General features: G+C 37.9%; 18 protein-coding genes and 1 pseudogene. 13 read left to right on the top strand and 6 right to left on the bottom strand.

What is annotated here, in order from left to right; all coding sequences use genetic code 11:
* Nucleotides 1-292 precede the first annotated feature (292 nt).
* Together OVA16_RS19975 and OVA16_RS01750 are read left to right on the top strand one after the other, a co-directional pair.
* Nucleotides 293-3,221 (top strand): annotated as a pseudogene (locus tag OVA16_RS19975) (leucine--tRNA ligase).
* 288 nt (nt 3,222-3,509) lie between these two features.
* Nucleotides 3,510-5,948 (top strand): TonB-dependent receptor domain-containing protein, encoded by a 2,439-nt coding sequence (locus OVA16_RS01750; RefSeq protein WP_267763197.1) that lies wholly within the window; start codon nt 3,510-3,512, stop codon nt 5,946-5,948.
* A gap of 537 nt (nt 5,949-6,485) precedes the next feature.
* On the opposite strand, the gene OVA16_RS01745 is transcribed toward OVA16_RS01750, so the two are convergent.
* The 3 genes from OVA16_RS01745 to OVA16_RS01735 all read right to left on the bottom strand — a co-directional run bounded on the left by OVA16_RS01745 (nt 6,486) and on the right by OVA16_RS01735 (nt 9,406).
* Complete coding sequence (locus OVA16_RS01745) at nt 6,486-7,832, bottom strand: deoxyguanosinetriphosphate triphosphohydrolase (protein WP_267765325.1); 1,347 nt, start codon at nt 7,830-7,832, stop codon at nt 6,486-6,488.
* A 54-nt stretch (nt 7,833-7,886) separates the two neighbouring features.
* The gene (locus tag OVA16_RS01740) at nt 7,887-8,219 is read right to left on the bottom strand and encodes a PH domain-containing protein (RefSeq protein ID WP_267763196.1); all 333 of its coding nucleotides are present in this window, start codon (nt 8,217-8,219) and stop codon (nt 7,887-7,889) included.
* 200 nt (nt 8,220-8,419) lie between these two features.
* Nucleotides 8,420-9,406 (bottom strand): alpha/beta hydrolase, encoded by a 987-nt coding sequence (locus OVA16_RS01735; RefSeq protein WP_267763195.1) that lies wholly within the window; start codon nt 9,404-9,406, stop codon nt 8,420-8,422.
* A gap of 68 nt (nt 9,407-9,474) precedes the next feature.
* Between OVA16_RS01735 and OVA16_RS01730 the strand changes: the two genes are divergently transcribed.
* Nucleotides 9,475-10,446, top strand: a complete 972-nt coding sequence (locus OVA16_RS01730; RefSeq protein ID WP_267763194.1) for a polyprenyl synthetase family protein — start codon at nt 9,475-9,477, stop codon at nt 10,444-10,446.
* Nucleotides 10,446-11,498, top strand: coding sequence for a TerC family protein (locus OVA16_RS01725; protein ID WP_267763193.1), 1,053 nt, complete (start codon nt 10,446-10,448; stop codon nt 11,496-11,498). Before OVA16_RS01730 ends, OVA16_RS01725 begins: the two co-directional genes overlap by 1 nt.
* Here the strand turns inward: OVA16_RS01725 and OVA16_RS01720 are convergent.
* Nucleotides 11,495-12,397: a hypothetical protein gene (locus OVA16_RS01720; RefSeq protein WP_267763192.1), complete on the bottom strand. Its 903-nt coding sequence runs from the start codon at nt 12,395-12,397 to the stop codon at nt 11,495-11,497. The genes OVA16_RS01725 and OVA16_RS01720 overlap by 4 nt on opposite strands.
* Before the next feature lie 221 nt (nt 12,398-12,618).
* Here OVA16_RS01720 and OVA16_RS01715 point away from each other — a divergent pair, with 221 nt between their 5' ends.
* The 3 genes from OVA16_RS01715 to OVA16_RS01705 are packed head-to-tail and all read left to right on the top strand — an operon-like array spanning nt 12,619 to nt 15,217.
* On the top strand, nt 12,619-13,365 hold the full coding sequence (locus OVA16_RS01715; protein ID WP_267763191.1) for a hypothetical protein: 747 nt from the start codon (nt 12,619-12,621) through the stop codon (nt 13,363-13,365).
* Between the two features lie 48 nt (nt 13,366-13,413).
* Nucleotides 13,414-14,439: a sensor histidine kinase gene (locus OVA16_RS01710; RefSeq protein WP_267763190.1), complete on the top strand. Its 1,026-nt coding sequence runs from the start codon at nt 13,414-13,416 to the stop codon at nt 14,437-14,439.
* A 4-nt stretch (nt 14,440-14,443) separates the two neighbouring features.
* Entirely contained in the window at nt 14,444-15,217 is a 774-nt protein-coding gene (locus tag OVA16_RS01705; RefSeq protein WP_267763189.1) for a LytR/AlgR family response regulator transcription factor, read from the top strand.
* Between the two features lie 2 nt (nt 15,218-15,219).
* On the opposite strand, the gene ruvC is transcribed toward OVA16_RS01705, so the two are convergent.
* A complete protein-coding gene (ruvC, locus tag OVA16_RS01700; RefSeq protein WP_267763188.1) occupies nt 15,220-15,783 on the bottom strand; it encodes a crossover junction endodeoxyribonuclease RuvC in 564 nt (187 codons plus the stop codon).
* Between the two features lie 111 nt (nt 15,784-15,894).
* Here ruvC and OVA16_RS01695 point away from each other — a divergent pair, with 111 nt between their 5' ends.
* Genes OVA16_RS01695 through OVA16_RS01675 form a run of 5 tightly spaced genes read left to right on the top strand, consistent with a single transcriptional unit; the run spans nt 15,895 to nt 19,632 of the window.
* Nucleotides 15,895-16,119: a hypothetical protein gene (locus OVA16_RS01695; RefSeq protein WP_267763187.1), complete on the top strand. Its 225-nt coding sequence runs from the start codon at nt 15,895-15,897 to the stop codon at nt 16,117-16,119.
* Entirely contained in the window at nt 16,116-16,394 is a 279-nt protein-coding gene (locus tag OVA16_RS01690) for a Txe/YoeB family addiction module toxin (RefSeq protein ID WP_267763186.1), read from the top strand. The genes OVA16_RS01695 and OVA16_RS01690 overlap by 4 nt, the downstream gene beginning before the upstream one ends.
* Nucleotides 16,395-16,396: 2 nt before the next feature.
* Nucleotides 16,397-17,374 carry a lysylphosphatidylglycerol synthase domain-containing protein gene (locus tag OVA16_RS01685; RefSeq protein WP_267763185.1) on the top strand — a complete coding sequence of 326 codons (978 nt, stop codon included), beginning with the start codon at nt 16,397-16,399 and terminating at the stop codon, nt 17,372-17,374.
* On the top strand, nt 17,352-18,485 hold the full coding sequence (locus tag OVA16_RS01680; RefSeq protein ID WP_267763184.1) for a glycosyltransferase family 2 protein: 1,134 nt from the start codon (nt 17,352-17,354) through the stop codon (nt 18,483-18,485). The genes OVA16_RS01685 and OVA16_RS01680 overlap by 23 nt, the downstream gene beginning before the upstream one ends.
* Nucleotide 18,486: 1 nt before the next feature.
* Nucleotides 18,487-19,632, top strand: coding sequence for an ABC transporter permease (locus OVA16_RS01675; protein WP_267763183.1), 1,146 nt, complete (start codon nt 18,487-18,489; stop codon nt 19,630-19,632).
* A 2-nt stretch (nt 19,633-19,634) separates the two neighbouring features.
* On the opposite strand, the gene OVA16_RS01670 is transcribed toward OVA16_RS01675, so the two are convergent.
* Nucleotides 19,635-20,765 (bottom strand): ATP-binding protein, encoded by a 1,131-nt coding sequence (locus OVA16_RS01670; protein WP_267763182.1) that lies wholly within the window; start codon nt 20,763-20,765, stop codon nt 19,635-19,637.
* A gap of 644 nt (nt 20,766-21,409) precedes the next feature.
* Here OVA16_RS01670 and OVA16_RS01665 point away from each other — a divergent pair.
* Nucleotides 21,410-22,009: a ribonuclease HII gene (locus tag OVA16_RS01665; RefSeq protein ID WP_267763181.1), complete on the top strand. Its 600-nt coding sequence runs from the start codon at nt 21,410-21,412 to the stop codon at nt 22,007-22,009.
* Nucleotide 22,010 lies beyond the last annotated feature (1 nt).

The raw sequence follows: 22,010 nt of genomic DNA, 5'->3' as shown, positions 1-22,010 counted from the left end.
TTGTTTGTCCGAAAGTTTATAGTCGGAAAGTCCGTAAGTATATGAGTGGTACTCATTTCATTTTTGATAATTGGTTCTTGGATGTTGGTTATTTCATTTTCTGCAGATTTAAGAAGATTTTGCAGAGGCGATAATATTAAGTGTCTGATAATTGGTGCTTGGATATTGGTCATTTAATCATTCACTCATTTAGTCATTCAAAATTCTCTCATTAGAAGTTCAATCGTAATTCTAAAGTCGTAAATTTCCTTACCTTTGCACGTTTAAGAACGTTACTAGAAACAACATATCAATGGATTATCAATTTAGAGAGATAGAGCAAAAGTGGCAAAAATATTGGGCAGAAAATCAATCGTTCAAAGCTGAAGCTAATTCAGACAAGCCGAAATATTATGTATTAGACATGTTTCCTTACCCTTCGGGAGCAGGTTTGCATGTTGGTCATCCACTAGGTTATATCGCTTCTGATATTTTTTCTAGATATAAGCGTTTAAAGGGTTTCAATGTGCTGCATCCCATGGGTTACGATTCGTTTGGTTTGCCTGCAGAGCAATACGCTATCCAAACTGGTCAGCATCCGGCAGTAACTACCGAAACCAATATCAATACTTATCGCAGGCAGTTAGACCAAATTGGTTTCTCTTTTGATTGGAGCCGTGAGGTGCGCACCAGCGATCCGGCTTACTACAAATGGACACAATGGATATTCATGCAATTATTCAATTCTTGGTATAACCTAGAAACGGATAAAGCAGAGCCGATATCTACCCTAATTCATAAATTCAATGAAGCAGGCAGCGCCGATGTAAAAGCGGCTTGCGATGAGGATACTAGAAACTTTTTGCCTACAGACTGGGCTAATTTTAGTGAAGAAGAAAAGCAGGTTGAGCTATTGAAATATCGTTTAACTTATTTAAAGGAAAGTACGGTAAATTGGTGTGCTGCTTTAGGTACGGTGTTAGCTAATGATGAAGTGAAAGACGGGGTTTCTGAGCGTGGCGGATATCCAGTAGAGCAAAAGAAAATGATGCAATGGAGTATGAGAATTACTGCCTATGCGGATAGGCTTTTGCAAGGTTTGGATACCATTGATTGGCCAGAACCGATGAAAGAAATGCAACGCAACTGGATAGGCAAGAGCGTTGGTGCATCGGTAAAGTTCAAAGTGGAAGGTAACGATAAACAAATAGAAGTTTTTACCACTCGTGTGGATACCATTTTTGGAGTTTCTTACTTGGTGCTGGCACCAGAGCACGAATGGGTGGCAGAATTGACTACTCCAGAGCAAAAAGCGGATATCGAAAGCTATATTGCACAAACGAAAAAGAAATCGGAATTAGACCGCATGGCGGATGCTAAAACTGTTTCGGGTGCTTTTACGGGAACTTATGTAATTAACCCGGTAAGTGGTGAGCGTGTACAATTGTGGATTGCCGATTATGTATTGGCAGGTTACGGTACCGGTGCGGTAATGGGCGTGCCAAGTGGCGACCAACGCGACTGGTTATTCGCAACGCACTTCGGTTTACCGATTATCCAAATTTTGGATGCGCAAAAAGACATCGACCAACAAGCAGATGCCACCAAAGAAGGTAAATACATCAACTCCGGCTTCATCAACGGAATGGAATATAAAGAGGCTGTTGCTTTCTTAAATCAATGGTTAGAAGACCAAGGCGTAGGAAAAGCGAAAGTGAATTTCCGCCAGCGTGATGCTATTTTTGGTCGCCAACGTTATTGGGGCGAGCCTATTCCTGTGTATTTTAAAGACGGGTTGCCTTACTTGTTGAAAGAGGAAGAATTACCATTGGTATTGCCAGAAATTGATAAATACTTACCAACCGAAACCGGCGAGCCGCCTTTGGCAAGAGCCGAAGGTTGGAAATACGAAGACCGTTACGAGTACGAATTGTCTACCATGCCAGGTTGGGCAGGAAGTAGCTGGTATTGGTACCGTTATATGGATGCGCAAAACGACAAAGCATTCGCCTCGAAAGAAGCTGTAGCATATTGGAAAGATGTGGATTTGTACATCGGTGGTAACGAACATGCCACTGGCCATTTGTTGTATAGCCGCTTCTGGAACAAGTTTTTGAAAGATTTAGGCTATGTGCAAGAGGAAGAGCCTTTCAAAAAGTTGATTAACCAAGGGATGATACAAGGTAGAAGTAACTTTGTTTATCGATTGAATTGTATCGAAGATGGAAAAATTGTACAAACTAGATTTGTTTCGAAAGGACTTTATGAGCAGTGGAACAAAGCTGCCAATCTACAAGAACAGCAAAATCTTTTAGATAAATGGGGTATTCCCTTCAGGTATTCATCTTTGGAGTTTTTAGCTGAAAATAATCAACTAGTTCAAGCTGGCTCTATGCACGTAGACGTCAACATCGTTGAGAACGATAGGTTAAACATCCAAAAATTTAGAGCGTGGAGACCAGAGTACCAAGACGCTGTCTTAATTTTGGAAGATGGAACCATTTCCTCGCCCCTTTGGGGTAGGTCAGGAGGGGGCTTATATCTGCGGTGTAGAAGTTGAAAAGATGTCTAAATCTAAGTTCAACGTAGTAAACCCAGATGTGTTAATTGCACAGTACGGCGCAGATACTTTACGTATGTACGAAATGTTCTTAGGGCCGTTAGAGCAAAGCAAACCTTGGAACACCAACGGTATTGAAGGTGTATTTAAGTTCTTGCGTAAATTCTGGCGTTTGTTCCATAATGAGGCTTGGGAATTTACCGTAAGCGATGCTGAACCAACTAAAGCGGAGCTGAAAGCATTGCACAAAATCATCAAGAAAGTACAAGATGATATTGAGCGTTTTTCATTTAATACCTCGGTTTCGAGCTTTATGATTGCAGTTAACGAACTAACAGATTTGAAATGCAACAAACGAGCAATTCTACAAGATTTAGTGGTAGTGTTAGCAGCTTATGCGCCACACATCTGCGAAGAACTATGGTCGTTATTAGGCAATAAAGATTTATCAACCGCTCAATTCCCTGTTTTCAACCCTAATTATTTGATAGAAGATGAGTTTGCTTATCCCATTTCTATCAACGGTAAAATGAAAATGAACCTGAATTTGAGTTTAACCTTAGAGCAAGAAGATGCTGCCGCTGCGGTCTTGGCTAATGAGCAAGTTCAAGGATTTTTAAACGGAGCTAGTCCTAAGAAAATCATTTTCGTAAAAGGAAAGATTGTAAATATTGTAGTATAGCCAATACGTCATTTCGAGGGAAGCGTAGCGAGGAGATATCTTTGAGCTTGGTTGCGCTAATCGAAAGATCTCTCCACTTCGTTTTACTTCGGTCGAGATGACGACCAAGCTATTTAAAAATCCCAAATGAGTTTAACTTGTTTGGGATTTTCCTTTCTACTCTCAACCATTCGCCGCTAAAAAAATACCATTCGCCGATAGTTTGCTGCCAGTTGTAAAAAAATGCTTCGTTGCTGCTGTAACAAAATATAGCTTTGGCAGACTAATACGTACAAATAACAAAACAACATGAAAAGACTATTACTAATTTGTTCCGCTTTACTGATGATGATGAGTGCAAGAGCCCAGTTCCCGATGATGGGAGGAGGCAATGCAGCTCCAAAAGTGACAGGGCGTATCTCGGCAACCATTTTAGATTCTTTAACCAAGCAACCTGTAGAGTATGCAACAGTTTCGTTGGTAAATACTAAAACCTCTAAACCGGTAAACGGGGGCTTAACCGATGCTAAAGGTAAAGTATCTATTCAAAATATTGCTCCGGGCGAATATAAAATGGTGGTTGGTTTTATAGGCTATACCTCTAAAAATGTAATGGTTAAAACTACGCCAGAAAAGCCAGATAACAATGTTGGAGATGTTTTTCTTTCTGGAAGCGCCAGTACCTTAAATGAAGTCACTATTGAAGGAAAGAAAAATATGATCGAAAACAAAATAGATCGTATGGTTTACAATGCAGAGGCTGATGCAACTAATGCTGGTGGCGATGCAACCGATGTGATGCGTAAAGTGCCAATGCTTTCGGTAGATATTAACGGAAATGTTCAATTGCGTGGAAGTGCAGTTAGGGTTTTAATCAACGGAAAACCATCAGGAACAATGGCGAATAGCGTAGCTGATGCGTTAAAGATGATCCCTGCCGATCAGATTAAAAGTGTGGAGGTAATTACCAATCCATCTGCTAAGTACGAAGCGGAAGGTTCTGGTGGTATCATCAATATCATTACTAAGAAGAGCAATGCTGAAGGCGTGAGTGGTTCGGTAAATGCATCGGCAGGTACACGTCAAAATACCGGTAACTTTAATTTAACAGCAAAATCTGGACGTTTTAGTGCAAACACAGCCTTAGGAGGGATGTATGCTTATCCGCAAGATTCAAGAGTGGTATTTTTTAATCAGTTGCCTCAAAGTGAAGAAAATGGAGTTGTTATTCCTGCATCGCAAGTATTACAAGATGGTACTTCTGCTTGGAAACGTGAAATGTTTAACGGTAGCCTAGGTTTAGATTACGATTTTAATGCCTACAACAACATTAGTACCAATGCAAAATACAATAGGTTTTACAATGGTGGGCCAGGTTCATCTTTAATAACAACAAATGTTGGTGGATCGCCAATTAATAGTACCAATATTAGTAGTACTGATATGACCAACAATAACTTAGATTGGAATATGGATTATAGACGCACTACTAAAAAACAAGGCGAAGAGTTTTCTATTGCAGGTCAATTGACTGAAGGTAGGAATATAAATGACTTTTCTAACAACATCAACGGAAATTCATTAACAGGGAGTGTAAATACAGGAAAAAATAGAGAGTATACCGTGCAAACCGATTATGTGTATCCGTTTTCTAAAACTGTAACTTTTGAAGTTGGAGGTAAAGGTATTTTTAGAAACATCAAGAGTGAGTTTGGTCAAGGTTCTGGAAAAATCTTCGATTACGATCAAAATGTTGGCGCAGCTTATTCTACTATTGCTTTTGATTTAACTAAGAAAATAAAATTTAAAGGAGGTTTGCGTACAGAATACACTGCTATCGAGTATAATGATATCAACGGTGATTTAATTAATGATGATTACTTAAACTTATTTCCAAATGCAGTAATATCGCAAACCATTAATGGGTCTACTACAATTAAATTGGCTTACAATAAAAGGATACAGCGTCCAAGTTTGGCTTATTTAAATCCGTTCAATAATGAATCTAACCCGGTTAATACTTTTGAGGGTAACCCGAGTTTAGATCCTGAATTGAGTCATAATGTGGAGCTTGGTTATTCTACTTTTATTAAAGGGTCAATGATTAATGCGTCATTGTTTTATAGAAATACAAGAAACGTTATCGAAAACATTGTGAGGGCTGCTTCTGGCATTACATCAACAACTTTTGCCAACGTAGGTAACACCAATAGTTATGGTGCTAATCTATTTGGCTCGTATAACCCTACGCCAAAATGGACCTTAATGAGTAACATTGCCGTAAACACTTACGAAATTAGAAGTAGGGAGGATTTGCAAGGGATGAATGAAGGTACCTACATCAATTATAACTTTTTTATGCGTTCTGCTACTGCATTTAAGGGCGGTTGGAATTTAGAGTTGTTCGGTGTAGTTAATTCTCCACGTTACACTTATCAAAGTAAAACGCAGGCAATGTTTTTTTACGGCGGTGCTGTTAAAAAAGACATCATGAAAAAGCAAGGTACCATTGGTTTGAATTTATTAAACCCATTCAATAGGGATTTGCATATCAATACCGTTTCTCAGTCTGCAGATGCCTATCAAACACAAAATATTTATTACCCACTACGTCAGATTGGTTTAAACTTTAGCTACAAATTTGGTAAGTTGAAGTTTACTGAGAAGAAAAAAATCAAAAACGACGACGTGAAGCAAGACCAACAACAAGGCGGCGGCATGGGCGGCGGCATGGGACAAGGGAAGTAAGTGAAAAGTTAAAAGTAAAAAGTTAAAAATGGTCGGTGCTGATAAGGCATCGACCATTTTTTATACTCCTCGTCATTGCGAGGTACGAAGCAATCTTTCTGCTCTTCTAGATTTTAAATTAAGAGTGTTCGAAAGAAGAAATGCCTTGTATTTAGCACAGCAGCCGTTGGCGAGGCCGCCAAGCTTTGATGTTCCTTTGTTTGGGGGCACGCCAACAAATAAACGTTTACGAACACCCCTTATGGCAAATCTGAAACTGCGTATGTGTTTGCCGTCATTTCGAATGCAGAGAGAAATCTAGCGAATTGTTAACATCATTACAAATCAAGCTTTACAAATTGCTAATTGTAAGATTTCTCCTCGTACCTCGTTCGAAATGACGGGGTTAATCGCATAACTTTTTGCTGCCTTTACCCCAATTTAAACTATGCTGCAAGGATTTCCAATTAGGGATGTTTGAAAAAAGAAATGCCTTATATTTAGTATCACTTTAAGATCCGGAAATACATTTGGGATGATGTTCGATTGATAAATGTGCTAAGTCACTGAAGGAAACGAAATTCCTTTAATCTTACCATACAATTCAACAGCGTACAAATCGGTCATGCCCGAAACAAAATCTAACACACTTTGCACCCGAGAATATAAATCTTCTTTTTCTGTATGAAACTGTTTTGGTATCAGTTTTACTAACTTTTTGTAATAATGTGTGTCGTTGTTTACTAGTGCTGGTACAAATTCTTCAAGCAAACCAGCCATTACTTTATAGCCAGAAACTTCTTTGGCAATAACCGATTGGTAATTGTAGATTTTCTCTATCGAAATCTGTTCGATGGTTTTCCAAGCATTTAGCAGATGTTCTGGCAGCGCATCCGTTAAACTTTGATTAAAAGTGCCACTTAAAATTGCCGCTTGTTCTTGGTAAAAGATACGAGAACATTCGCCTATCAAAGTGCTAATGGCTTTGGCTCGCAATAAGCCTACTTTTGCATCATCGTCTTCCAAATCATTTTGCAATCTCTCTTCCAGTTTATCGCTATTACACAAAGGCAACAACAAGCCCTTTACTTCATCAAAACTTAGAATTTGTAGGCGATGTGCATCTTCTAAATCTATAATTCCGTAGCAAATATCATCCGCAGCTTCTACCAAATAACTCAACGGATGGCGAAAATAACCCAGTGGGCTTTCGCTATCAGAAAGCATGCCTAGCTCGGCAGCTATTTTCCTGAAAATCTCTTTTTCTGATTGAAAAAATCCATACTTCTTACGGTGCAATAATGGTTTTTGATGACCTAAAATAGATTCGCAAGGATATTTGCCGATAGCTGCTAAAGTAGCGTAAGTGAGTGCATAGGCGCCATTTCCTTTGCCTTCGAAAGGATGTGTTAAAATGCGGATGGCGTTGGCGTTACCTTCAAAATGGGTAAAATCTTTTTTCTGTTCTTCGGTAAGCTGATCTAGGTAAACTTTGCCTTCGCCATTGGTAAAATACCTCGAAATGGCTGCTTCGCCAGAGTGCCCAAAAGCTGGGTTGCCCAAATCGTGCGCCAAAGCTGCTGCGGCTACAATGTTACCAACTTCGCTCATTAAAGGCACTTCTATATCAATATTTGGGTTGTCTTTTTTGGTTTGATTATAGAAAATCCTTCCTAAAGAACGGCCCACACTGGCCACTTCTAAACTGTGTGTTAATCGGTTGTGTACAAACACGCTGCCTGGTAAAGGGAAGACCTGCGTTTTATTCTGTAGCCTTCTAAATGGCGAAGAAAATATGAGCCTGTCGTAGTCTATCTGAAATTGCGATCTAGCTTCGTCTGTATCTCTTGGCGATTTATCTTCGTGTCCCCAGCGCTTTGCCGAAAGCAATTTTTTCCATTCCATCATAAATTTACCCAATTACGTATGTAGCCAATACGCGTTGCACTTCATATACGTTTACAGATTTATTGAATTTTTTCTGATACTCGGTACAGCTTCGCTTGAAATCCAGATCTTTAATTCAGCTTCTAAATCGAAAGTGCCTGCAGTTTCTACGCTAAACCTCGATATGCTTTTATAAGCAACAGATAGATATTCAGTTTTGCTGCCAGTTAGTCCCTGTACATCCACAATAACTAATCGTTTATTAGTAAAAATGAAGGTGTCCCTAAATAACTTAAAACCCAGCTCTATTTTTTCGTCATGAATGAATAATTGCTCGAAATTTTTTGTTAAATCATCATTGTTAACTGTAGAGGCATTGCCCATCAAGTTCGAAAAAAGTCCCATGTGTTTAATGTTTTAAATTATTGCGCAAATGTACATTTTATTGTAATAAATGAATGTGCATAGCCTGGCCTAAAAATTATTTGATTGCCGTCGACTTCATTGCCATCCACTTCATTGCCGTCGACTTTAGTCGACGGTTTTAGATTTTTAGTTGGGCGGCTTTAGCCAAAAATGCCATTTGCTGTGAAATGTTTATTAACTTAATTTATCTCTATATGCTTCTTCGCAAATGCTTTCATCGCTTTTTCTGCACTAGGTATATCTTTTGAAGTAATATAAGAGCCAATTACATGATTGCCAGTGTTGGATAAGGCATGTTTTTCTTTTTGAGCTGTTGGTGTGCCCAGTTCATCAAACATTTTTAACATTTCCGGAACACTAACAACCGGGTCTTGCTCTTCTTCACTTTTGTAATAATAAAGTAGTAGCGTAGGTTGTTTTACTTTCTCAAAAGTTGCTTTGGTCATGGTGCTTTCCAATAATTCTTGTAGCTGAACTACAGATTCGAGACGGTAATTTGTATACCAATACTTTTTATAGATGGGAGATTTTCCCTCAACGATACGTTCTTTTCCACCAGTAACAGCTCGGGCAATTTGCAAACCCCAAGGATTGTTCAGTAACCAAACTTTATCGTCGTTAATTTTAATATTTGGCGAAAGGAGAACTAAGCTGTGTATTTCTGGATAGGTGGCTGCAAGTTTAAGCGCAAGCGTTCCGCCAGTAGAAGTGCCAACTAAAATTACTTTTTTGCCTAGCTTCTTACCAATCGCTAGTGCTTCTTTGGCTGTTTCCCAAAGCCTATCGGCAGTAAAATATTGCATTGGCGCAACGGTGTCTAATCCGTGGTCGGCCAAGCGGGCTAGGTAAAGGTTAGCTTTAATAGTTTTTGCAAAGTTTCGGTGTACGGGATTTCCTTCTTCCTTAGATGCAGAAAAACCATGAAGGTAAACCACCGCATACTCCGTTTGTTGGTGCAGGCTATCTGTCCAAACAATCTCGGCTTGGTTGCCGGGTTTTATTTTGTACTTGCTTTCTTGTGCGGCCACATATTCTTCTAAAGAATTGATGTTTACAACTTTTGGGAGCGTTGTTTCGTAACTAGGCTTTGGTGTTTTTGGCCCCGCAAAGTAAACGCCTACCAAGCAAACAACAACAAAGAGGAATATTTTAAAGAATGTTTTCATGCGAATAGTTTCATTAAAAATACGCTTTTAATAGAAATTCAACTAAGTTTGCAAACACATTTTTGTCAATGTCTCAAATAGATCAAATTAAGCAACCTATTGCCGCAGAAATTGATGCCTTTGAAGTAAAATTTAAAGACTCGATGCAAAGTAGTGCGCCATTGCTTAACCGAATTACACACTATATTGTAAAGCGCAAAGGGAAGCAAATGCGGCCGATGTTCGTTTTTTTTGCAGCTAAGCTTTGCGGTGGCATTGTAGAGTCTACCCATCGTGGTGCCGCTTTGGTAGAACTTTTGCACACGGCAACTTTGGTACACGATGATGTGGTGGATAATGCTTACGAGCGTCGTGGTTTTTTTTCTATCAATGCACTTTGGAAAAATAAGATTGCTGTTTTAGTGGGCGATTATTTGCTTTCTAAAGGTTTGCTACTTTCGGTAAACAACAATGAGTTTCAATTGTTAAAAATCGTGTCTGAAGCGGTGCAGCAGATGAGCGAGGGGGAATTGTTGCAAGTTGAGAAAGTGCGGAGAATGGATATCAGCGAGGAACTGTACTTCAATGTAATCCGTCAAAAAACGGCTTCATTAATCGCTTCTTGTTGTGCTTGTGGAGCAGCATCGGCAGGCGCATCGGCAGAAGACGTAGAAAAAATGCGCTTATTTGGAGAATTGGTGGGAATTGCTTTTCAGATTAAGGATGATACTTTTGATTTCGGTACAGATGATGTTGGCAAACCGCTGGGCATCGATATCAAAGAAAAGAAAGTAACCTTGCCTTTAATTTATGCGCTAAACAGAGTTGAAAAAGCTGAACGCAAAAATATGATCAATTTGGTAAAAAACCACAATGATGATCCTAAAAAAATACAGCAGATTATTGATTTTGTGAATGCCAACGAAGGCGTGCACTATGCCAACAAAAAAATGGAAGAGTACCAAACTAAAGCTTTCGAAATTTTAGCCAGTTTCCCAGATGGAGATGCAAAAACTGGTTTGCAACAATTGGTAAAATATACAACAGAACGTAAAAAATAATGTCGAGCGAATTATTATTCATTGGAGGATTTCTACTATTTATCGTATTTATCCTTGCCCTAGACTTAGGTCTTTTTAGCAAAAGAGAACATGTGGTAAGCTTAAAGCAAGCAGGTATCATGAGTTTTGTGATGGTGGTTTTTGCCTTAAGCTTTTACCTATTGCTCATTTTAAAAGGCGAGCACTTGCATGGCATAGATAGCATGGAGCGGCTTAAGGAAGTGATTGCGGCACATAAGCATCCAATTTCTATTATCCCAGACAATTTCGAAGCTAGTTTGCAGCTATACAAGCAAAATCTAGGTATAGAATTTTTAACGGGTTATGTGGTAGAATACGCACTTTCGGTAGATAATATTTTTGTAATTGTGTTGATATTCTCTGCTTTTGCAGTGCCAGAAAAATACTATCACAGAGTGCTGTTTTGGGGTATTTTAGGTGCCATTATCATGAGGTTCATCTTCATTTTTGTAGGTGCGGCGCTAATTAACCAATTCGAATGGATTTTATACGTGTTTGGTGCTTTCTTGGTATTTACTGGCGTAAAAATGTTTTTCTCTAAAGAGGAAGACGATAAAATTGATCCTGAAAACCATCCAGTAGTAAAATTCGCTTCACGTTTCTTTAAAATCCACCCTAAATATGAGGGTAAAAAATTCTTCCATAAAATAAACGGAAAGAAGTTTGTAACACCACTCTTTTTGGTATTGCTTATTGTAGAGTTTACCGATTTAATTTTTGCGGTAGATTCTATTCCGGCAATTTTTGCGGTAACAAAGGATGCTTACATTGTTTTCTTTTCGAACATTTTTGCCATTATGGGTTTACGCTCTATGTTTTTCCTTTTGGTCAATATCATCCATAAATTCCATTACTTAAAAACGGGTTTAGCGGTATTGCTTACGTTTATTGGTGTGAAAATGTTAGGGCATGGTTACCTAAAAGCGTGGGGTTTTACCACAGAGCATTCTTTAATTGTTATTGTAGGTATTTTAGCTTTGAGTATTATCGCTTCGTTGGTGTTTCCGAAGAAGAAGGTACAGGAGGTTTAGCTTTGTTTAAACTGCATTAATCTTTCGTTGTCTAAATCGCAAATTGATAGGGCGAATAAAAAAACGGCAGCGCAAATGATATAACCATATACGCAAACCTCCAGCGAAGTACCAGTTCTACGATTAAAAGAGCTGTTTTCGGCCTTAAAAATTATTGGATGTTTGCCTTGCTCTTGGTGCTTGATGGTATTGAAATAGGTCTCGTAGAGATCTACGTTGTAAAGCCTTTTTAAATATTCAAAATCCTGAAGATTTTTGTTAAGGAACATTGCTGTACTAGAGGCAACAAAGGATTCGAAATTCCTTTTGTTGTTCTCGTCACTTACATTATCTATAGTTTTATAGTAGCTCTGACCTAGCCAAGCTGTGGGATGTTTTAAGGTATCTTCAGGTTTGTCAAATAATGGGACAACAAAGTGTGTTTCCATTCTGTATTCTTTTCCCCAATTGTAGCGACCACTCTTTTTAGAAACATAAGCGTAAACACCAAGGTTGTAGCTTGATTGATGAATAAAGACGCTGTCAACATGGTAAAACCTAGATAGTTTTTGATTTTTAATTTGCGTTATTTTTTCGAGCGATGTTAATTTTCCAGCTTCGTCATCAATAAAAAACTGTGCTGTAATTAACGGTAGCGCCAGTAAGGTAAGAATGATGAGGTCACAGAAGTTTTCTTTTTTACCAATAGATGCAATTAGTGCTCTGCGCTTGCGAAGTAAAAGATAATGTAAAGTCAAACAAAGGCCTATTGGGATAAAAAGGTTGACGATGATTTCATCCAAATGGATGATTTCGTATTTAATTACGAAAAGCCAGTGTAAAAAAGTATAGCCGGCAGTCAGCAAAATACTTGCTAAAAGATAAGGCAAATAGAGCAAGTCAATTTTATCTTTCATCATAATCGAGCGAAGTGTGGGGCTAAGATATTAATAGTTGGGTTATTGCTCAAGTTTGATCGATAGTGAGTTTTATTTTACTATGGTCGAGCTAATCATTTAATCCGTATTTCCCTCATTCATTTGATATTTTCCTTAGTTCATTCCTTTTCTCTTTTTAAGGAAACGTTTGTGTAATAGTTTTGAACTATTCAAATAGTATTAATCCCTTAAAAAATAAGATAATGAACAAGGAACTCGTATTTTTAAGAAGCTTTGGAATAGCTACCGCTTTTGGTGTAATTATGTTGGCCTCTTCGGCTTTCAAGAAAACAGGCAACCAACGTTTTGCCGAAATAGACGTAGAGCGTATCAACATCATAGAAAAAGATGGCACGGTAAAAATGGTCATTACCAATGTAGGTCGTTTCCCAAACGGTAAAGACACAATAAACAACAGGCCTACCAACGTAAAACGTAAAAAGCGCTCTGGAATGTTGTTTTTTAACGAAGACGGCATAGAATGCGGCGGATTTATTTACGATGGGCAGAAGAAGGCAGATGGACATAGTTCGGGCTTGTCTTTAACCTACGATCAATACGACGGAGATCAGGTAATGCAATTGTTAACGCAAGATTATAAAGAAGCTGGGCAGCGAAAAGTAGCGAGTAGTTTAGTGTTTAGCGATAGACCTGCAAATGAAACGCAATTTGGTATGGACAAAATTTTGGATGAGTTAATACCTCTTCGAAAATCAGATCCGGCTGCTTTTAAAAAGAAATATGACGAATACGTATCACAAGGAATATTAGGAGGTGCTCCACGTGTGATGCTTGGTCAAACCAGAAGCCGCAACAATGGGTTATTTTTGAACGACGATAAAGGAAGACCAAGAGCGATGTTTTACGTAGGTGAAAACAATGAAGCTAAACTCCAGTTTTTTGACGATAAAGGGAATGTAATTGCTTCTTTCCCTGCAGCAACTAAATAACAATAAAATAAGTAGCCTGATTAAAAAAAGGCTACTTTTATTTTTGTAATGATGAAATTTCTAAAGACACTACAACGCCATCGATATTTTTTAGGGTTTATTTTTTTGTTTGCCTATGCGCAGTCCATTCAAGGGCGTATTTTAGTAAGGCAAACCGTAAATGTATATACGTTTACACCAGAAGGAGCAATAGGTACTTTCATTGAAAGCAGCGTAGTGTTTTTGATCATTACTTACCTGTTGAAACGTTTTCAAAAAAGTAGTGCCCTAAGCCTGGTTTCGGTTGTTAAAATTTTTGCTCTTTCATTATTGTGGTACCTTTTTATAGCTAACGCCTTTTCTGCAATAGTGGCCTTAATTTTTAATACTTGGCATCGTAATTTTACCTACGAAGTGATTTTAAACAACAATATTGGAAATGTTTTAGATGTATGCATTTATGGAGGGTTTTTTATCGCCTATATTTTTTATCAAAGAAATAAAGAAGATGCCGAGCGCCTGATCAATTACAATAATGCATTGGCTGATAGTAAAATTGCCCAGTTAAAAGCACAGCTTAACCCACATTTTTTATTCAATAACTTAAATGCCCTAGATCAGTTGATAGAAGAAGACAAATCGAAAGCTTCAGATTTTTTGAATGATTTTGCAGAGCTGTATCGATATGTGCTTGAAGTGTCGAGCAAACAGCTAGTGCCTTTAAAAGAGGAATTGAATTTTGCAAAATCCTACTTTAGAATTATGCAACATAAATTTGGCAATGGATATGAGTTGGCAATTATTGCTCCTACAACAGTTGATGGTTTTATAGCGCCGTTAACATTGCAGCTGCTGATTGAAAATGCCATAGAACATAACTTGGGCACAATAGATAAGCCTGTTAAAATTCAAATAGAAATTGAAGAAAAACTGACGGTAACGAATAACCTTTCTCCTAAAAAAAGTAAAAAAATTGGAGGCGGAAGAGCACTGGAGAATTTACGGGAACAATATGTTTTGCTGAGCAACCAATCACTCTCAATTCAGCAAACAGAAACTACATTTACCGTAAGCTTACCTTTGATAAGTGGATAAAAGAATGATAAAAATTGTAATTGTAGAAGACGAACTTCCCGCTATAAAAAAGCTAAAGCGGTTTTTGGCAGAATTGGACGAACCGACGACAGTATTAGCCGAACTGGCTAATGTAGAAGATGCAGTGGCATTTTTTAAAAACAATAAGGAGGTTGATCTCGTGTTTTCGGATATAGAACTGATGGATGGCAATGCTTTTGAGATTTATAAAGAAGTGATGCCTAATTGTCCCGTCATATTTGCTACAGCTTACAATCAATTCCTGATGGATGCTTTTGAAACTAATGGTATAGCCTATCTGCTCAAGCCTTTTTCCTTTGATAGATTTGAAAAAGCTTGGCAAAAGTTCAAACTGTTTTATCAGTCTGCCCCGCAAAACAACAATTTGATGATAGAAAAACTGAGCGCATTGTTAGGGCAACCATCTGTAAAAAAGCCTTACAGAAATCGACTTGCTATCAATACTGCCAACAGAACGTATTTTTTAGAGATAGCTGATGTTGTTTTTTTTAATGCGGAAGAAGGCGTGGTTTTTGCGATTGATAATAAGGGTAAAAATCATCTGTTAACTCAACCTACTTTAAAACAGGTAGAAGAAGAATTGGATCCAAAGCTGTTTTTTAGGATCAATAGGGCACAGCTTGTTCATAAAGTTTACGTTGAAGAAACAGAACGCTATAATAAAAACGTACTAGCTATTAAATTAAAAACGCATCATCAATTTTTGGTTACCAGCCAAAGCAGTACCGCTGCATTTAAGGATTGGGTAGAGAAGTAATTTTACTTTATCCTCTTCTTATTATCGCTTACAAAAGCTTCCCATCCCGTGTAAGATTTGCTATTGCCGCCAGTAGGTATTTTTTGGAACGAATGGCAAACTGCCACGGCCAAGCCATCGGTAGCATCTAAAAATTCGGGAGTTTCATTAAAGTTTAGCAAGCGTTGCAACATGGCCGCAACCTGCTCTTTGCTGGCCGTGCCTTTTCCTGTAATAGATTGCTTGATTTTCCTCGGGGCATATTCTGTTACCGGAATGTTTTTAGAAAGTGCCGCCGCCATAGCAATGCCCTGTGCCCTGCCTAGCTTTAACGTAACCTGTATGTTTTTGCCATAAAAGGGAGCTTCAATGGCCAGAGCGTCTGGCTTATAGGTCTCTAAAAGGCCCATGGTTTTTTCGAAAATGCGCTGAAGCTTTAGAAAATGATCATCGAGGTGCCCCATTTTTACCACTCCTAAACTCAGTAATTCTATTTTACTTCCTTTTTCTAAAATTACACCGTAACCCATAATCGCAGTTCCAGGGTCAATTCCTAAAATAACACGTTCCTTTTTCTCAGCTAGCATACTACAAAAGTATAACTTATTTGCACATTAGGCGTTCGTTTAGGTCGTCTCTCTTAAGTATATCCTTGTTTTTACTTACTTTTGTGTAAGTAGAAGAAAAAATAAAAAGTCATGACTACATTTTCGTTTGAGATAGAGCCATCGGAGGTTTCAAAGCTTAAGGCAGTACTTAAAGCATTGGGCGTTAAAAAAATCAAAATTCAAGAGGATAAAACTGAAATGAGCAAGGAAGAGTTCTACGCAAAAATTGATAAATCTCTAAAAGAAAGTGAAGAAGGGAAAATTCATAAGCTCACAACTGAATTAAAAATGGAACTTTTTAAAAGTATCTTATGATATATGAGGTAATTTTTACAGAAAGTGCCAAGAAAGATGTTATAAAGCTGGAAAAGTCGGGAGATAAAAAATCGTTAAAAAAATTGCTATCCCTTTTAGATGAGTTAGAAAAACATCCGGAAATGGGAGCAGGTAAGCCTGAACAACTAAAATATTTTGATGTGCCCACATGGTCTAGACGAATATCGGACAAGCATAGATTGGTTTATCAAATTAAAGAAAAGATAGTAACTATATTGGTTTTATCTGCTTGGGGGCATTATAACGATAAGTAGTTTTGACATCCAGTTACAAAAAAATATTAGCCAATATCATCAAAATAGCCATTGTGGCTTTTGCTTTTTGGTTTATCTATAGAAAACTTACCAACCATAATGACCTTAGGGAGTTTGTTACGCTGTTGCAAAATATTCCGCTTCAACAAATTTGGTTGATATTGGGAAGCGTTTTTGTGCTCATGCTTTTTAACTGGGGTTTAGAAACTGTAAAATGGAAACAGCTGATTGCAAGGGTAGAGCAAATCAGTTTGTGGCGGTCTATCGAGTCTGTTTTTTGTGGATTAACTTGGGCAATTTTCACACCAAATAGGTTGGGAGAATACGGAGGTAGGGTGTTTTTCCTTTCGCCTAAAAGGCGCATTATTGGCGTTGTAGCCATGACGGTTGGTAACATAGGGCAATTGGTGCTGACCAACGTTTTTGGAGCCATAGCCGTTTGTGTATTTGTTTACCGGTTTATTCCTTTAGAGCCAATTTTACTAGCTGCTATTTGCGGGTTGGCCTTAGTGTTTGCACTTTTCTTTCTTGTTTTTTATTTCAATATCAAATGGCTAAACAGTTTATTGCTTTCTGTAAAAATTACCCGTAAGTACAAGAAATTTTATGCCGTTTTAGCTCGCTATAAAAAAGTAGAACTCCTAAAAATTTTATTGCTTTGCTTAGCTAGATATGCTGTTTTTACTACGCAGTATCTCATCATGTTTGTATGGTTGGTGCCGCATTTAAGCATGGCAGATATTGTAATGTTAGTGCCAATTTTGTTTTTTGTGCAATCTACCTTACCATCCCTAGATTTGCTAGATATTGGTATTAGAAGTGTAACTGCCCTGTTCTTTTTCAAATACGTTACCGATCAAAATGCGGCGGTGGTGGCATGTATTGCAAGTATCTGGCTTATCAATATCATAATTCCTGCTATCTTAGGCTCATATTTTGTTTTTAAACTTAATTTTTTTGGAAATACTCGACGCAATTAATTATTTCTCGGCATTTTTAACACTCATCTACATATTTGTGGTGGCAACTTTCATTATAGGATGGATTAAGATTAAGCCTTATCATAAAACACAAAAAGTGCCAACTACTTCGGTTTCTATTATTGTTGCCGCTCGCAACGAGGAAGATAAAATTGCGAAAACAATTGATGACGTATTAGCACAAAACTATCCAAAAGAGCTTTTTGAGCTGATTGTAATTGATGACCATTCTACAGACCGAACTGCTGATATCGTAAAATCTTACAGCGAAGTCAAGTTAATACAGTTGAACGAAAGCAAGGCGCTTAATTCCTACAAAAAAATGGCTATTCAAACCGCAATTGGTCAAGCCAAAGGGAATTTAATTGTAACTACCGATGCCGATTGCAGAATGGGAGCCGAGTGGTTGGCAACCATCGTAAATTACTACGAAACTACAGGTTGTAAAATGATTTCATCGCCGGTGGCTTATTTTGAAGAAAAGAGTTTTTTTGAACGAGCGCAAGCTTTAGAGTTTTCTTACTTAATTGGTTTGGGTGCTTCTACCATTGGCAATAAAAATCCAAGTACGTGCAATGGTGCAAACTTGGCTTATGAGAAAAAAGCTTTTTTTGAAGTTGGTGGTTTTAAAGGTATTGATGATTTAGCCAGTGGCGATGATGAATTGCTGCTGCACAAAATGTCGGCTATTTACGGAGATAAAATAGGTTTCCTTAAAAATAAAGCAGCCATAGTTTATACCCATGCAAAGGCAACTTTGGGCGAGTTTATACAACAACGTAAGCGCTGGGCGTCAAAAAGCACTCGCTATAAGGATAAATCGGTTATTATTTTGGGAGTAAGCGTGTGGCTATTTAATTTAAGCATCATTATTAATGCCTTGCTTGCCTTATTTTTTCCAGCTACAACTTTGCCTTTTCTGGTGTTTCAATTGGTTTCAAAACTTCTAGTAGAATTTGTTTTCCTTAACAATATGATGAGTTTTTTTAAGAGGCAAGCTTTGTTATGGTGGTTGCCTTTGCTTAATGCTTTGCATATCATTTACATTGTTTATATTGGCATTGCCGGAAACTCGGGAAAATACAATTGGAAAGGTCGAATGGTAAAATAACATGTCGAATACTACACAATCTGCTAAGGTTTGGAAAAAGTTTAAACGTAACACACTTGCTCTAATAGGCCTTTTTTTTATAATTTTAATGGTATTTATTGGTGTTTTAGGGTATTTAATTACACCAGACCAAACACCTTATGCCAATACGCAGCAACTGCAAATTGGTAAAGAAAAACCCGGCAGTAAGTTTAAATTTCTAATTGTACAACGTTATCATAACGTAAAAGATGTAGGTTTTTTTGAGAAGATGTTTTACGGGCAGCCTGCCAAATTTAAGAGTGTACCTATCACTTCTTACAAAATTGTAGGTAATAAAGTGTTGGCCTATGAGTATATTGGCGAGGAAAAAAATACCAATCCAACAATTTACAAACTTAAAGACCTTTGTAGTAGTTGCACTTTGCCAAGTAAACTAGGTAATACGCAAATGCTTTTCGAAATGAAAAACGTTTACGAACAAACCTTTTGGTTAGGCACAGATATTTACGGACGAGATTTGCTGAGCCGTTTAATTTTAGGTGTGCGGGTTTCGCTTTCGGTGGGTTTAATGGCGGTACTTATTTCTATGTTTATTGGCGTGGGTTTAGGTGCAATTGCAGGTTATTTTGGCGGTAAAATAGATGCTGCAATTAGTTGGTTTATGAATGTAATTTGGTCTTTGCCATCGTTACTTTTGGTTATTGCCATATCGTTTGCCCTAGGCAAAGGCTTTTGGCAGATCTTTATTGCAGTGGGCTTATCTACATGGGTAGATGTTGCCCGTTTAGTACGCGGACAGGTAATGGCTTTAAAACAAGTAGAGTTTGTAGAGGCGGCCAAAGCATTGGGCTTTTCTAACAGTAGAACCATTATCAGGCATATTTTGCCAAACATTGCCGGACCAATTTTGGTAGTTGGGTCGGCCAATTTTGCCTCGGCTATTTTGTTAGAAACAGGTTTAAGCTTTTTGGGTTTTGGCGCACAGCCACCTATGCCAAGCTGGGGCACTATGATTAAAGAACACTACGGCTATATCATTATGGATGCGGCTTATTTGGCTATGTTACCAGGTTTGGCCATTATGCTTACCGTTTATGCCTTTAATTTAATTGCCATTGGTTTGCGTGATGCCTTTGATGTAAAAGGGCAGAATGTAAGTGTTTAGGATTAAGTAATATAATCTAAATAATTTTCCTGATCAATGACCTCAAAAGTAGCATCTGGATAGGCTTTTGAAAACTCGCTGGGTATCTTTGTTTTTGAGTTTTGCCATTTGTATTCAAACGCCGCTAGCTTATCGTTTGCTTCTTCAATGCGATCAATTTCTTGTTTGTTATGCGTACGCCAAAAATAATCTAAAACGTGCTTTTCTTTATAGTGAAGCATTTTTATTCGTTCGCTGTTCAAATATCCTTCCCATAATTTGCCCACATCGTCTCGCATATTTAAAGGGTTAAAAGAATTAATTATCGCATTGCGGATCCCATTATCAACAAAATACCACTTTTTCATCTTGGTAATTTCGTTATCTCGGTTACGGCTAAAGCCACTAACACTATAGATGATAAAAACCTTGCTAAAAAGGTCGAGGTATTTCTCTACCGTGTTTTTGCTAATCTGTAAATCTCTGCCCACGCTTTCTAAAGATATTTCGCTACCTGTTCTAAAAGCAATCATTTGTAGCAGCGCAACAATTTTATCTCGTTTTTTAATGCCTTCAAAAGCTAAAATATCTCTTAGCAACTGGTTGTGGGCAAGTTCTTTTAGGTAGCCTATTTTGTCTTCCCTATTAATAATGCTATTAAGCTCTGGATAGGAGCCAAAAATTAGTCTTTCTTCTAAATTGTTTTTGGTTTCCAGGTAGTTTTCCTTTGCAGCAAATTCTAGCTGAGCCAAAGGGAATAAATGCAAAATACTCATACGCCCCAACAAGGGTTCCCCAACTTGATTGTTGATCTCAAATGCCGATGAACCAGTAATAAGTATTTTTATGCCGGGTATGGTGTCTACCATCAGCTTTAGCTTTTTGCCTATGTTGGGTATTTCCTGTGCCTCATCTATGATAAGCAACTGCGTGTCGCCAAGTAATCGTTTAAAATTGGCAGTGCTTTGGGTAGCCAAAAGATTATGAGTTTCAATGTCATCGCCATTAAGCAATAATTGTTTTTCGCTACTGTTTTTTGATAGGTAGCTAATCAGTTCTGTTTTTCCTACACGTCTGGCACCTAAAATTGCTACCACTTTATTGGGCTTCAGCTTTTTAAGAATTGTTTTTTCAAGTGCTCTAGGGATATCCATATCACAAATATAAAATTATTTATTACTTCCGTCAATATACTGACGCAATTATTATTATTTCCGTCAATATGATGACGGAATTTCCATTATTTCCGTCATTTTGTGTTTTGCTATTTCATCAATTAAAAATAATTACCCTTAGTAAATGTTATTGATAACCAACTATTGGCCAATATTTATAAACCTAAGTTCGATTAATATTTATCGCCCTACAAAACACCCCGGTCTAAGACCACCGCTCTGAAAGAGAGGAATTGCGGCCTACATTCCCCTGCTTTGCAGGGGTGCCTGAAAGGCGGGGTGGTTAAAAATCGTAATAGATTGCTTAAATGCTACCTAATTATGCTTTAATTGTTTAACTATCAGTCTGTAAGCTTTACCTATTGGCGATAAAGCCAAGTATACGAGCACTTTGGATGTAGCTTTGTTGCCTTTTGGGTACTCGCTATATTTTATGGCGCAGTATTAAGTATAATAAACCCGATTAAAATGGAAAGCCCGCAAGCGAGTGCAACGAGTGCGGACTTGTAATGACAAGCGGGGCTATCTTTTGTTTGGAACCACTGCTAGTGCTTTTCGAAAATAAGGTACTATAATTTTCATCACTATTGCGAGTAGAGCATTAGAATAGTTATTTTTGCTAAATGCTGTTAAACTGTTATCAAATAGAACTTATTGAAGCTGGTTGCGATGAAGCCGGGCGTGGCTGTTTGGCTGGGCCAGTGGTTGCTGCCGCCGTTATTTTGCCCAAAGATTTCTATTTAGAAGGATTAAACGACTCGAAGCAGTTAACGCACAAACAACGAGAACAGCTTCGCCCAATTATAGAAAAGGAAGCTTTGGCTTGGGCAGTTGCCATGGTAGATCACGAAGAAATTGACCGGATTAATATTTTAAACGCTTCGTTTTTGGCCATGCACAGGGCTTTAGATCAACTTGCTTTAAAACCCGAATATTTAGTGATTGATGGCAATAGGTTTAAAGCTTATCAAGACATAAAACATGCTTGCATTGTAAAAGGCGATGGTAAATACTTGAACATCGCAGCTGCGTCTATTTTGGCAAAAACCCACCGAGATGAGTATATGGCCAACTTGGACATTGATTTTCCGATGTACGATTGGAAGAAAAATAAAGGTTATCCTACTATAGCGCATCGAAATGCCGTTATTAATATGGGGCCATCTCCCTACCACCGAAAAACATTTAATGTAACTAGTCCACAGTTAACTATAAAATTTTAAG

The sequence above is a fragment of the Pedobacter sp. SL55 genome (assembly GCF_026625705.1).
In the GTDB taxonomy this organism is placed as follows: domain Bacteria; phylum Bacteroidota; class Bacteroidia; order Sphingobacteriales; family Sphingobacteriaceae; genus Pedobacter.
The sequence above is the reverse complement of the archived record's forward strand: the minus strand, read 5'-3'. Positions and strand labels throughout refer to the sequence as shown.

Coding starts and splice junctions, on each gene's coding strand:
- OVA16_RS01750 (WP_267763197.1), top strand. CDS start 3,510: ATGAAAAGACTATTACTAATTTGTTCCGCTTTACTGATGATGATGAGT.
- OVA16_RS01745 (WP_267765325.1), bottom strand. CDS start 7,832: ATGGAATGGAAAAAATTGCTTTCGGCAAAGCGCTGGGGACACGAAGAT.
- OVA16_RS01740 (WP_267763196.1), bottom strand. CDS start 8,219: ATGGGACTTTTTTCGAACTTGATGGGCAATGCCTCTACAGTTAACAAT.
- OVA16_RS01735 (WP_267763195.1), bottom strand. CDS start 9,406: ATGAAAACATTCTTTAAAATATTCCTCTTTGTTGTTGTTTGCTTGGTA.
- OVA16_RS01730 (WP_267763194.1), top strand. CDS start 9,475: ATGTCTCAAATAGATCAAATTAAGCAACCTATTGCCGCAGAAATTGAT.
- OVA16_RS01725 (WP_267763193.1), top strand. CDS start 10,446: ATGTCGAGCGAATTATTATTCATTGGAGGATTTCTACTATTTATCGTA.
- OVA16_RS01720 (WP_267763192.1), bottom strand. CDS start 12,397: ATGATGAAAGATAAAATTGACTTGCTCTATTTGCCTTATCTTTTAGCA.
- OVA16_RS01715 (WP_267763191.1), top strand. CDS start 12,619: ATGAACAAGGAACTCGTATTTTTAAGAAGCTTTGGAATAGCTACCGCT.
- OVA16_RS01710 (WP_267763190.1), top strand. CDS start 13,414: ATGATGAAATTTCTAAAGACACTACAACGCCATCGATATTTTTTAGGG.
- OVA16_RS01705 (WP_267763189.1), top strand. CDS start 14,444: ATGATAAAAATTGTAATTGTAGAAGACGAACTTCCCGCTATAAAAAAG.
- ruvC (WP_267763188.1), bottom strand. CDS start 15,783: ATGCTAGCTGAGAAAAAGGAACGTGTTATTTTAGGAATTGACCCTGGA.
- OVA16_RS01695 (WP_267763187.1), top strand. CDS start 15,895: ATGACTACATTTTCGTTTGAGATAGAGCCATCGGAGGTTTCAAAGCTT.
- OVA16_RS01690 (WP_267763186.1), top strand. CDS start 16,116: ATGATATATGAGGTAATTTTTACAGAAAGTGCCAAGAAAGATGTTATA.
- OVA16_RS01675 (WP_267763183.1), top strand. CDS start 18,487: ATGTCGAATACTACACAATCTGCTAAGGTTTGGAAAAAGTTTAAACGT.
- OVA16_RS01670 (WP_267763182.1), bottom strand. CDS start 20,765: ATGGATATCCCTAGAGCACTTGAAAAAACAATTCTTAAAAAGCTGAAG.
- OVA16_RS01665 (WP_267763181.1), top strand. CDS start 21,410: ATGCTGTTAAACTGTTATCAAATAGAACTTATTGAAGCTGGTTGCGAT.